This window comes from Streptosporangium sp. G11 (genome assembly GCF_051192615.1).
Lineage (GTDB): Bacteria > Actinomycetota > Actinomycetes > Streptosporangiales > Streptosporangiaceae > Streptosporangium.
Genome location: NZ_JBPJUQ010000084.1, coordinates 22,754 through 33,152, shown reverse-complemented (window position 1 = coordinate 33,152; position 10,399 = coordinate 22,754). Strand labels below are relative to the sequence as shown.

10 protein-coding genes are annotated in these 10,399 nt (G+C 72.3%); 8 read left to right on the top strand and 2 right to left on the bottom strand.

Features of this window, described 5'->3' with window-relative positions:
• Positions 1–458 precede the first annotated feature (458 nt).
• The 7 genes from ACSDR0_RS41995 to ACSDR0_RS41965 are packed head-to-tail and all read left to right on the top strand — an operon-like array spanning position 459 to position 7,412.
• On the top strand, positions 459–1,607 hold the full coding sequence (locus ACSDR0_RS41995; protein WP_435294550.1) for an inositol-3-phosphate synthase: 1,149 nt from the start codon (positions 459–461) through the stop codon (positions 1,605–1,607).
• The gene (locus ACSDR0_RS41990) at positions 1,607–2,500 is read left to right on the top strand and encodes an SCO3242 family prenyltransferase (protein ID WP_435294549.1); all 894 of its coding nucleotides are present in this window, start codon (positions 1,607–1,609) and stop codon (positions 2,498–2,500) included. The genes ACSDR0_RS41995 and ACSDR0_RS41990 overlap by 1 nt, the downstream gene beginning before the upstream one ends.
• Positions 2,497–3,450, top strand: coding sequence for a sugar phosphate isomerase/epimerase family protein (locus ACSDR0_RS41985; protein ID WP_435294548.1), 954 nt, complete (start codon positions 2,497–2,499; stop codon positions 3,448–3,450). The genes ACSDR0_RS41990 and ACSDR0_RS41985 overlap by 4 nt, the downstream gene beginning before the upstream one ends.
• On the top strand, positions 3,447–4,058 hold the full coding sequence (locus ACSDR0_RS41980) for an EboA domain-containing protein (protein WP_435294547.1): 612 nt from the start codon (positions 3,447–3,449) through the stop codon (positions 4,056–4,058). The genes ACSDR0_RS41985 and ACSDR0_RS41980 overlap by 4 nt, the downstream gene beginning before the upstream one ends.
• Complete coding sequence (locus tag ACSDR0_RS41975) at positions 4,058–4,912, top strand: TatD family hydrolase (protein ID WP_435294546.1); 855 nt, start codon at positions 4,058–4,060, stop codon at positions 4,910–4,912. Before ACSDR0_RS41980 ends, ACSDR0_RS41975 begins: the two co-directional genes overlap by 1 nt.
• Entirely contained in the window at positions 4,912–6,039 is a 1,128-nt protein-coding gene (eboE, locus tag ACSDR0_RS41970) for a metabolite traffic protein EboE (protein WP_435294545.1), read from the top strand. The genes ACSDR0_RS41975 and eboE overlap by 1 nt, the downstream gene beginning before the upstream one ends.
• The gene (locus ACSDR0_RS41965; RefSeq protein WP_435294544.1) at positions 6,036–7,412 is read left to right on the top strand and encodes an alkaline phosphatase family protein; all 1,377 of its coding nucleotides are present in this window, start codon (positions 6,036–6,038) and stop codon (positions 7,410–7,412) included. Before eboE ends, ACSDR0_RS41965 begins: the two co-directional genes overlap by 4 nt.
• Before the next feature lie 127 nt (positions 7,413–7,539).
• Here ACSDR0_RS41965 and ACSDR0_RS41960 read toward each other — a convergent pair whose 3' ends face one another.
• Positions 7,540–8,625, bottom strand: coding sequence for a Gfo/Idh/MocA family protein (locus ACSDR0_RS41960; protein ID WP_435294543.1), 1,086 nt, complete (start codon positions 8,623–8,625; stop codon positions 7,540–7,542).
• Between the two features lie 194 nt (positions 8,626–8,819).
• The gene (locus ACSDR0_RS41955; protein ID WP_435294542.1) at positions 8,820–9,416 is read right to left on the bottom strand and encodes a CGNR zinc finger domain-containing protein; all 597 of its coding nucleotides are present in this window, start codon (positions 9,414–9,416) and stop codon (positions 8,820–8,822) included.
• A 57-nt stretch (positions 9,417–9,473) separates the two neighbouring features.
• Here ACSDR0_RS41955 and ACSDR0_RS41950 point away from each other — a divergent pair, with 57 nt between their 5' ends.
• Positions 9,474–9,869 (top strand): YybH family protein, encoded by a 396-nt coding sequence (locus tag ACSDR0_RS41950; protein WP_435294541.1) that lies wholly within the window; start codon positions 9,474–9,476, stop codon positions 9,867–9,869.
• Positions 9,870–10,399 lie beyond the last annotated feature (530 nt).

Here is a 10,399-nt window from a genome sequence, read left to right as displayed (position 1 = left end):
CGCTGGCCGTCATCCGCAAGCTCAACGCCATCACCCCGCCCTCCACCGCCTTCGACGCCGCCTTCTCCTCGGAGTGAAACCCTCAGGCTGAACCCGCGTCCGAAACCCTCAGACCGAAAACCGGGCCGAAATCATCGGGCCGAACCCCTCGGGCTGAGGTTTCCAGCGGGGCTTTCTGGCTGAATTCCGCAGGTTGAGAAGGTCTGACGGAAAAATATAGCCCTGAGAGATATATCCGTAATATCCGCACAACGTACGATTCCTTGCACAAGCGGGTCGGACCGTCCGGCCCGACCCGCCGCGGGGTCGTCTCCTCCGCTTCAACGACCACGTATGCCCGCCGATGACATCCCCTCCGACCGGACGGCCGAAATGGTGATGTCATCGGCGCCGTCCGGCCTCGGCCGGGCGGATGAAAACCGTCATCCCCCAGGAGTCGACTCACCACAGGAGGCAAGATGCGTACGGGAGTGTGGCTGATAGGAGCACGAGGGTCCGTCGCCGTCACGAGCGTGATCGGAGCGCTAGCGGTGCGCGCCGGTCTCGCCCAGCCGACGGGCTGCGTCACGGAACTTCCCGAGTTCCGCGGCGCCCGGCTGCCAGGTCTGGGAGACCTGGTGTTCGGCGGGCACGACATCGTTCCGACCCCGCTGGAGAAGAAGGCGGCCGCGCTGGCCGGAGCCGGGATCGTACCGGCCCGGCTGGTCGAGGCCCTGCGCGACGAGCTCGCCGGGGTCGAGGAGAACCTGAGGCAGGTGCCGCTCGCCGAGACCCAGGCCGCGACCGCGGAGCTGATCGGCGCCGACATCACCGAGTTCCGGCTGCGGCACGACCTGGAACGGGTCGTCGTCATCAACGTCTCGACCACCGAGCCGGCCCCCGAGCCCCATCCGGCCCACGCCGACCTGGAGCTGCTGGAGGCCGAGCTGGCCACCTCGCGGGACCTGCTGCCGCCCAGCGCCCTGACGGCGTACGCCGCCTTCCGCGCGGGCTGTCCCTACGTGGACTTCACCCCGTCGACGGGCGCCAGGCTGCCCGCCCTGGACCGGCTCGCCGGCCTGCTGGGACTGCCGTACGGAGGCCACGACGGCAAGACCGGCGAGACGCTCGTCAAGTCGGTGCTCGCCCCGATGTTCGCCCAGCGCAACCTGCGGGTCCGCACCTGGTCGGGAATGAACCTCCTCGGCGGGGGAGACGGCGCCAACCTCGCCGATCCCGCCGCCAACGCCGCCAAGGCCGCCAGCAAGCAGCGGGTGCTGGGCGAGACGCTCGGCTACACCCCGCAGGGCGAGACCCGCATCGAGTACGTAGAGGACATCGGCGACTTCAAGACCGCCTGGGACCTGGTCACCTTCGAGGGGTTCCTGGGTACGCCCATGCGTATGGAGTTCACCTGGCACGGCTGCGACTCCGCCCTCGCGGCGCCCCTGGTCCTGGACCTGGCGAGGCTCACGGCGGCGGCGCACCGCTCCGGCCGCACCGGGCCGCTGGGCGAGCTGGCCTTCTTCTTCAAGGACCCGCTCGGGGCGGTACCGCACGCGCTGGCCGACCAGTGGCGGGTGCTCCGCGAGTTCGCCGGCACCCTCGGCGGAGAGGAACCGGTCTGATGCCGTCGCTGCGCGACCTCATGGAGCTCGTGCGCGCCCCCGCCGCCCTGTCCGTCCCCGGTGACGTCGTCGCCGGGGCCGCCGCCGGACAGGTGATCGGCGGCAGGACCCTCGGCCTGGCGTGCTCCTCGGTCTGCCTGTACTGGGCGGGGATGGCCGCCAACGACTGGGCCGACCGCCACCTGGACGCGGTGGAACGCCCGGAGCGGCCGATCCCGTCCGGCCGCGTGTCACCCGACGCCGCGCTCGGGGTGGCCGTGGGGCTCACCGTCGCGGGCCTGGCGGCGGCCGGGCTCTCCGGCGGTCGCCGGGCACTGGCGGTCGCCGTCCCGCTCGCCGCCGCCGTCTGGTCGTACGACCTGGTGGCCAAGAACACGGCGGCGGGGCCCCTGGCGATGGCGCTCTGCCGTGGCCTCGACGTGCTGCTGGGCGCCACCCCGGGGCGGAGCGTCGCGGACGCGCTGCCCTCGGCCCTCACCGTCGCCGCCCACACCTACCTGCTCACCGCGCTGTCGCGCGCCGAGGTGTCCGGCTCCGACCGGAGCCTCCCCGTGGCGACCCTGGCGGGCACCGTCGCGCTCGCCGTGGCCACCGCCCTGGGACGCGGCGACGCCTCGTCGAGGCCACAGACCGCGCGCGCGGCGCAGGTGGTGTGGGCCGTGCAGGCGGGGCTCACCGGCTGGTACGCCGCCAGGTTCGGCCTGTCCCAGGCCCAGGCGGTCGCCGAGCCGTCGGCCTCCCGGCTGCGGGCCGCCGTCGGTACCGGCATCGTCGCGCTGCCCGCCCTGCAGGGCGCGCTCGTCGCCCGCAGCGGCGCCATCCGCGAGGGTGTCGCGGTCGCGGCGGCCGTCCCGCTCGGCAGGGCCCTCGCCAGGAAGGTGTCCCCGACGTGAGCCCCGGCGGCACCGACGCGAACACGAACACCGGCGCGAACACGGGCACGAGCGTCGGCACGGACACCGGGACAGGCGCCGGGACAGGTTCCGGGGCAGGCGCGGGTGCCGGGCCGCGGTTCGGCTACGGCACCAACGGGTTCGCCAACCACCGCCTGGCCGACGCCCTCCGGGTCATCGCCGACCTCGGCTACCAGGGGGTCGCCCTCACGCTCGACCACGACCACCTGGACCCGTACGAGGAGGGGCTGGCGCGCAGGGTCGCGGCCGTGTCCGACCTGCTGCGCGACCTCGGCCTCGGCGTGGTCGTCGAGACCGGGGCCCGCTACCTGCTGGACCCGTGGCAAAAGCACGCCCCCACGCTGCTGCACGACGAGCGGGACGCGCGCCTGGACTTCCTGAGCCGGGCGGTCGCCATAGGCGCCGACCTGGGAGCCGAGGCGGTGTCGTTCTGGGCGGGCGTGCGCCCGGAGACGGTCGACGAGGCCACGGCCTGGGCCAGGCTCGTCGACGGCTGCGCGCGGATCGCCGAGAAGGCCGGCGCCGCCGGTGTGCCGCTGGGCTTCGAACCCGAGCCCGGCATGCTCGTCGAGACGATCGCCGAATGGCGGAAGCTCCACGCCGAACTCGGCGAGCCGGCGGGGTTCGGCATCACGCTGGACATCGGCCACTGCCGCTGCCTGGAACCCGACCCGGTTCCCGAATGCGTCAGGGCCGTCGCCGGCCACCTGGTCAACGTGCAGATCGACGACATGCGCCGCGGGGTGCACGAGCACCTGGAGTTCGGGGAAGGGGAGATCGACTTCCCGCCCGTGCTGCGCGCCCTGGAAAGCTGCGGCTACCGGGGCCTGGTCGCGGTCGAGCTGCCCCGCCACTCGCACGCCGCGCCGCAGGTGGCCGCCCGATCCCTGAGCTTCCTGCGCGCCGCCGCCGAAGGGACGAACACATGACCCCGGAACCGACCATCCAGACCGACGGCCTGCTGGCGGCGCTCGACCAGGAGTGGCTGGCCGACGCAAGGGAGAGCGTCGCCGCCAAGCCCGAGAGCGTCACGCGGCACTTCGCCTCCGCGGGACGGCGCGCCGGAAGGGCGCCGCTGCCGGACGTACCCGGCTGGACCGCCGACGAGGCGGCCAGGGCCGTCCTCCTCGCCGCGCTCCCGCCGGACGCGGTGGCCGGGCAGGTCGCCGACCTCTACCGCCACGGCGACGCCGACGAGAAGCGCGCCGTGCTCAAGGCCCTGCCGATGCTGCCCGTCGGCACGGAGTCGGTACCGCTCCTGCACGACGCGATCCGCACCAACGACACCCGCCTCGTGGCCGCCGCGCTCGGCCCGTACGCCCGCCACCTCGACCAGACCATGTGGCGGCAGGCGGTGCTCAAGTGCGTGTTCATGGGAGTGCCGCTGGCCGCCGTGGACCGGCTGGAGGAGCGGGCCGACGCCGAACTGGCCGGGATGCTGGCCGCGTTCGCCGAGGAACGCACCGCGGCCGGACGGCACACCCCCGACGACGCGACCGCACTGCTCGACCGTCTGAACAGCGAGAAGGAGGCCTGATGCGGATCTTCGACCCGCACATCCACATGACGTCGCGCACCACCGACGACTACGCCAGGATGGCCGCCGCCGGGGTGCTGGCCGTCGTGGAGCCCGCCTTCTGGCTGGGCCAGCCCCGTACCAACCCCGGCTCGTTCACCGACTACTTCGACTCGCTGATCGGCTGGGAGCCGTACCGCGCCGGGCAGTTCGGCATCCTGCACCACGCCACCATCGCGCTGAACCCCAAGGAGGCCGGAGACCCGCGCTGCCGGCCCGTGCTGGACCTGCTCCCGCGCTACCTGGAGAAGGACCGCGTCGTCGCGGTCGGCGAGATCGGCTACGACTCGATGACCCCCGAGGAGGACGACGCCTTCGAACGGCAGCTCGCGATGGCCGTCGACCACGAGCTGCCCGCGCTCGTGCACACCCCGCACCGCGACAAGGCCAGGGGCACCCAGCGCACCCTCGACGTCGTCGCCTCGTCCGGCATCGCGCCGGGACGGGTCGCCGTCGACCACCTCAACGAGGTCACCGCGGGCGTCGTGCACGACTCGGGCTGCTGGATGGGCTTCTCCATCTACCCCGAGACCAAGATGTCGCCGCCCCGCATGGTGGAGATCCTGCGCGAGCACGGCCTGGAGCGGGTGCTGGTCAACTCCGCCGCCGACTGGGGCGTGTCCGACCCGCTGCTCACCCTGGAGACCGGCAGGGCGATGCTGGAGGCCGGGTTCAGCGAGGACGACGTCGACCGGGTGCTCTGGCGCAACCCCGTGGAGTTCTACGGCCAGTCGGGGCGCCTGGACCTGTCCGAGGTCACCGGAGCGCGAGAACCCACGTTCGAGGGCAGCTCCATCAAGCGCGGAGGGTCTTGATGCGGCTGCGCCACCCGGGCGGCCAGGCGCTGCACCTGAGTTACTGCACCAACGTGCACCCGGCCGAGGACCTCGGCGGCATCGTCGAGCAGCTGGACACGTACGCGGTGCCGATCCGCGCCCGCCTCGGCGCCGAGACGCTCGGGCTGGGGCTCTGGCTGGCCGCGCCCGTCGCCGCCGCGCTCGCCGCCGACCCCGCGCTTCTGGCCGGGTTCCGCCGCGAGCTGGACGCGCGGGAGCTGGAGGTCGTGACGCTCAACGGCTTCCCCTACCGCTCGTTCCAGGACCCGGTGGTCAAGCAGGCGGTCTACCACCCCGACTGGACGACTTCCGAACGGCTCTCCTACACCCTCGACCTGGCGCGGATCCTGGCCGCCCTACTGCCGGACGACGCCGTCAGGGGATCGATCTCCACGCTGCCGCTCGCCTGGCGCGACCCCTGGGACGAGGAGATGTCCGGTCTCGCCATGAGCAGGCTCGACGAGCTCGCCACCGGGCTCGCCGCCGTCGAGTCCGCCACCGGCCGCGTCATCCGGGTGGCGTTCGAACCCGAGCCCGGCTGCGTGGTGGAGACCACCGGGCAGGCCGTGCGCGCCCTGTCCGGCGTCGACACCGACCGGCTCGGCATCTGCCTGGACCTCGCCCACCTGGCGTGCGCCTGGGAGCGGCCCGCCGACGCGCTGCGCCGCTACGCCGAGGCGGGCCTGCCCATCGTCAAGGTCCAGGTCTCCGCGGCCCTGGAGAGCGACGACCCGGAGACCCTGCGCGAGTACGTCGAGCCGCGCTTCCTGCACCAGACCCGCAACGCGGCCGGTGACGACGCCGACGACCTCGACGAGGCGTTCGAGCGGAAGCTGCCGGGACCGTGGCGGGTCCACTACCACGTACCGCTGCACGTCGCACCGGAGGCGCCGCTGGGCACCACCGTGCCGGTACTCCGAGAGGCCCTCGCGGAGCTGGTCGGCGGTCCCGAGCCGCTCTGCGACCACTTCGACGTGGAGACCTACACCTGGGGCGTGCTGCCACCCGCGCTGCGCCCGCAGACCCCCGATCAGCTCGCCGCGGGCATCGCCGACGAGCTGGACTTCGCCCGCGCAGAAATGCGCGATCTTGGAGTGAAAGCATGACATCGTTGCTGGTCCTCGACGTGGTGGGACTGACCCCCAGACTGCTGGCGCACATGCCGAGGCTGCGCGCCGTCGCCGACGGCGGCTTCCAGGCCGAGCTCGGCACCGTGCTGCCCGCCGTCACCTGCTCGGCCCAGTCGACCTTCCTCACCGGCGTCGCGCCCACCGAGCACGGCGTCGTCGGCAACGGCTGGTACTTCCGCGAGCTCGGCGAGGTCTTCCTGTGGCGCCAGCACAACGCGCTGGTCGGCGGGGACAAGCTGTGGCACGCCGCCCGGCGCGAGCGGCCCGGCTTCACCGTGGCCAACGTGTGCTGGTGGTACGCCATGGGCGCCGACGTCGACTGGACGGTCACCCCCCGGCCCATCTACCGCGCCGACGGGCGCAAGGATCCGGACTGCTACACCTACCCGCCGGGGCTGCACGAGGAGCTCACCGGCAAGCTGGGCGCCTTCCCCCTGTTCACCTACTGGGGCCCGGGGGCGGGAATCGCCTCGTCCACCTGGATCTGCCGCGCCACCGAGCAGATCATGAAGGACCACGACCCCGACCTGACGCTGGCGTACGTGCCGCACCTGGACTACGACCTGCAGAGGTTCGGCCCGTCCGACCCGCGCTCCGCCGCCGCGGCCTCCGAGCTCGACACCGTGCTGGCCCCCCTGCTGGACGCCGCCGCCGCGCGCGGGACCACCGTGGTGGCGCTGTCGGAGTACGGCATCACCGACGTCTCCCGCCCGGTCGACATCAACCGGCTGCTGCGGACCGAGGGACTGCTGGAGGTCTACACCCAGGACGGCATGGAGTATCTCGACCCCTGGACGTCTCGCGCGTTCGCCGTCGCCGACCACCAGGTGGCCCACGTCTACGTCGCCGACCCCGCCGACATCCCGGCCGTCGCCAAGCTCTGCGCGGGCCTGCCCGGTGTCGCCGAGGTGCTCGACGAGGAGGGCAAGGCCAGGAACGGGCTGGCGCACTCCCGCGCCGGAGAGCTGGTCCTCGTCTCCGAGCCCGACGCCTGGTTCACCTACTACTACTGGCTCGACGACGCCCGCGCGCCCGACTTCGCCAACCTGGTCGAGATCCACCGCAAGCCCGGCTACGACCCGGCCGAGCTGCTCTTCGACCCGGCGGATCCCGGAGCCGCCAAGCGCAGGGCCGCCGTGGCGCTGCTGCGCAAGAAGACCGGCATGCGCTACACGATGAACGTCGTCGGCCTCGACGCGGGCGCCCGCGCCATCCGGGGCTCGCACGGCCGCCTGCCCGACAACCCCCTCGACGGGCCGGTGCTGCTCTGCTCCGACCCGTCCGTGGCCAGCGACCGGATCGCCGCCACGGAGGTCAAGGATCTGCTGCTCCGGCTCTCCCTGAGCTGAGCGGCCCCCGAACGGCGCCGCCCGCCCGTGCTTCGAACCCCCCACCGGGCGGGCGGCGCTCTCCACCTCGCGTCTCGGGCTTACCGCTTCCTCGGCCCACCGCTTCTTCGGCCCACCGCTTTCCGGCTTATCGGGCCCAGGTCTCGCGGCCGGTGGTGACGCTGGTCGCGGTACGCAGCGACTCCTCGATCGCCAGGCCGACCAGATGGTCCTGGCAGCCGTCGGCCAGGGAGTAGGGCTCCGGGGCCTCACCCCGGCACCAGGACGTCATCCCGCACAGGAGTGAGACGACGGCCAGGTCGTCCTCGGAGAAGTGCGCGCCCCGGTAGTCGTTGCGGTAGACCACCCGCCCGTCGAAACTGATGTGGTCCAGTTCGCGGCCCTCCAGGTTCAGGTCGATCCCGGTCTGGCGCCGCGTGAGCGACGACTCCACCGGGGTCCTCGGGTCGGCCAGGCGTACCACGCGGTCGTCCACGATCTCTCCCAGCGAGCCCCGGATGACGACGCGCCGGGCGCGCAGGGGGTTCCACCACTGGTTGTCGGTGAAGTCGTAGAGCCCCATCCCCTCGGCGAACTCCAGCGTGGCGATCGTGGTGGCGGCCTCCTTCGGCGTGGAGTCGCCCGTCCAGCCGTCCCTGGACAGCGGGTCGGCCAGCGGGGCGGTGAACGACCGCGCCGTCACCGTGGTCTCCCCGAAGCCGGCCCCGAGCAGGTGCCGGATCAGGGACACGGCGTGGTACAGGTGCGTCGAGGAGATCTGCACGGAGGTCACCTGCCCGATGACCCCCTCGCGGACGAGCGCCAGCCTCGCTGCGTGACCCGGCATGTGCGAGTACTGCTCGGCGACCTGCACCAGGCCGCTGGACCCGACGGCCGACCACAGATCGCGCAGCCCGTCCAGGTCGGCCGCCGGGGGAGTCTCCGCCAGCACCGGCACGCCGAACCCCACCAGCTCCTTCGTCACCTCGGGGGTGACCGGCCACGGCACCGAGGGAATGACGAACTCGGGACGTTCGGCCGCGAGCATCTCCCCGACGGAACGGAACGCCGGCACGCCCCAGGCGGCCTCGACCTCGGCGCCGCGCTCACGCGACCTGGTCACCACGCCGGACACCGACAACCGCTCCGGCAACTGCCTCGCCAGGCGCACGAAGAACTCCGAACGCCACCCGCTGCCGACCAGGCCGAAACGGCCCGCTGACTGTGAGCTCATCACACTTCCTAAAAAGGGGGGTGTCCACGTCGTGACCTGCCCGGACGAGCCGTCAAGCCCCGCGCGTCACGATGCGGGTGTCGAGCAGGAGACTACTCGGACCGGCCGGCGCGCCCCCGGAGCGGTTCGGCCCGCCGCTTCGGGGAGCGAGGGCGGGAGGTGCCGGCCGGATTTTCCGGGGTGGGGAGTCGTCGTCAGCCCGAGGGATGGCGGTCGCGGCGGGTGCGGAGTTTGTAGCGGTTGCCGCAGCGGTCCATCGAGCACCAGCGTCGCGCCCCCGGGCGGGAGGTGTCGAGGAAGAGCATGGGGCAGCGCTCGCCCTCGCACGTCCTGATCCGGTCGAGGGCCGGTCCGCCGAACACCTCGACGGCGTCGCGGGCCACGGCGGAGAGGAACTGCGTCCCGGTGACGGGGGAGACCCAGGAACGCTCCAGGGCGGGGCCGATGACCGGGACGGGCGGCGGCGCGGCGGCGGCCTCGTTCATCGTGGCGAGGTCGGCCCCGGAGAAGGCGCGCGAGCCCGAGGCGGCGGTCGCGGCGAGCCGCTGGAGGGCGGCGCGCAGGCGAAGCGTGGCGGCGAGCTCGTCGGCGGAGACCTGGACGAGGTCGCCGAGGCCCACCCTGGAGTACGGGATCCAGGCGGCGAGGTCGCCGGGCGTGTGGAGCCGCTCCCACCTCGCGAGCTCTCCCTCGCCTCCGGTGACGAGAAGCTCCAGGCACAACGTGCCGGCGTCGAACCTGAAGCGCTGCCCGTCGAGCGGGGCGAGCTCCATGCTGTTTGCCAGGATCATGGATCGAGTGTAACACTGACACCGGTTAAACCGGTGTCAGCGAGAGGGAGTACGGTGATGAGCCCCGAACGTGAGCAGACCGAGCGTGAGCTGATCGAACTGTCCGAGCGGGCCTGGGAGGCCAACAGGAACGGCGACGCGGAGTTCTACGACCGCTTCCTCACCGAGACGCCGCTGAGCGTGTCGCAGTGGGGGATCGTGGACGACCGGGAGGCGATCCTGAAGGGGTTCGCCGAGAACCGCAACCCTTACACGCGCACGGATCTGAGCGACCACCGCGTGATCGTGCTGGGTGACGGCAGCGCGGCCCACACCGCCACCGTGGAGATCGACGTGCTCGTGAACGGCACGGACAAGCAGACCCTGAAGGTCTTCGCCACCACCGTGCTGACCCGCCGCGACGGCGAGTGGAAGGCCGCCCTGTTCCAGATCAGCCCCGCACCCACCGGCTGAGGCGCGTCCTTTCGGCCTTCCGCATCGGGAACGCCGTCCAGCTCGGCGGCGCGGATCGCCCCGGCCCTCCGGGGCGATCCGCGCCCTCCTGCGCGATCATCGCCCGTGGGTGGGATCACGGGCGATGTTACGGACTGTTGTGATCACGGCCGTCGGGACGAAGGATCTCCCCGCCCGTCGAAGCGCTTCCGTGAAAGATGGACCATCCCGAGATGGAAAATCTAGTAGCGGAATATATTGTGCCCACCGGGTGGCCGACATGGCGGCGACAGGATCCCCGTTGGACCGTTTCTCGGATGATCTCATCGGCGGGGAACCATCCAATATAAACCCCCTTGAATGACGGCGCTGGATAGCGGGGCGTCGGCCGTATAAGACGGGAAACAATGGAACGCTCCCATTCGAACGTGACGGTGCGGCGGCGTTCCGGTGGAGCCGGTGAGCAGGTCGGCCACGGCGGGCGCGCGTCACGGCCACGGCCCGGGGCGCCGCCGGCCGGGACCGGCTACCGGGGCGTATGCCCGGATGGC